Below are 1,275 nucleotides of genomic sequence, written 5' to 3' on the forward strand. Positions count from 1 at the left end.
ATGTCGCTGTCGCCGTTGTCCGGGATCGCCGCGTCGAGTTCGGGCAGCAGGATGTCGATGTCGGCGGCCAGTCGCGCCGCGCGCTCGGCACGGCTCGCGGCCAAGGCCGCCCGCGCGGCCTTCACGCGCCGCAGCGCATGACGCGATTCGCGCTCGGCGAGGTCGATCTCGCGCTTCGGGCCGCACAGGAAGCCGCCGCCCTTGAACCACACGTAGACCTCGGTGCCGGGCAGCATCGGTGGCTGGTTCGGCGAGAGCAGCATCTCGACGACGCCGAAGGATAGGGTGATGCGAACGGCCTGCTTGTCGCCCACCACCGCCACGTGGCGAGAGCGTGCGACTTGCTCGAGTTGCTGCGCAAGAAGCGGCAGCAACGGCCATGAGAGCACTCGATTCATGGGTTTTATCTCCCCTGTCGTTGTGCGCAAACGATAGCGAAGGACCAGCAAATCCGGACGGTAGGGTTACTCAGCGTTACCCCTCTTTCGCCGCAACGTCTCCAAGCACCAACCAATGGTTGTCCAGTTGCAGACCAATTGGAAGACCAACTTGCGACCGATCGTCTTTATTTGCGTCAGATATCTGCGCCTGCGATCGCTGTGCCTCCGGTCGACCACCGGCCCACAGCGCATGGGCGGCATCCAGTGCAACAGCGCAGGCCTCCTGCAACGGGACGAGGCCCTGCCAATTCCCATCGGCTTGCCATTGCGCGAGGCCTTGAGCACGCGGGCAGCCGATCACGAAGCCGTCGCGCGTGGCCGCGATGTCGCCGCCGTAGCCGGCGAGCGCCGGCGATGCGGCGCGTTGGAGTGCACGGCCGTCGAAGCGCGCCAGCACCGGTGCCGCGGCCCGCAGCGCGGCATCGGCGTGCTCGGCCTGCATCGCGATGCCGAGCACGGCATCGGCGCCGTGCCCATGCCATGCGAGGTGGCGCAGGCTCAAGCGCGCATCGGCGAGCTGCCAGCGCCCCTGCAGCTCGCCGCGCGCGGCATCGAGCCGCACCAGCGACGAGTCCATGCGGTCGAGGCCGAGCTTCATGCGGCCGGTCTCGGGCCGGATCTCGATGCCGCCGTTCGCGACCACCAGCCGCGTGAACGGCGCGGCCTGCGCGTCCCACAGCAGCATGTGCGGGTCGCGGCCGTGCGTCGGCCACTCGGCGCGCTTCTCCAGCGTGCAGGCATCGCGCACGCCGACCAGGCCGGCACCGCTGTCGAGATCGGTCTCGCTGGTGTACAGCGTGTCGCCCGACGCATCGGCGATCACGTGGCCGTTGTA

At 68.6% G+C, this 1,275-nt stretch carries 2 protein-coding genes; both read right to left on the reverse strand.

Annotated elements, in window-relative coordinates:
• A partial coding sequence (locus AC1D01_RS35260; RefSeq protein WP_477874250.1) for a hypothetical protein occupies nucleotides 1–398 on the reverse strand: 398 nt, incomplete at its 3' end.
• A 76-nt stretch (nucleotides 399–474) separates the two neighbouring features.
• On the reverse strand, nucleotides 475–1,275 hold an 801-nt coding region (locus tag AC1D01_RS35265; protein ID WP_477874252.1), incomplete at its 5' end, for a DUF1513 domain-containing protein.

The organism is Rhizobacter sp. P3_B12, assembly GCF_056402895.1.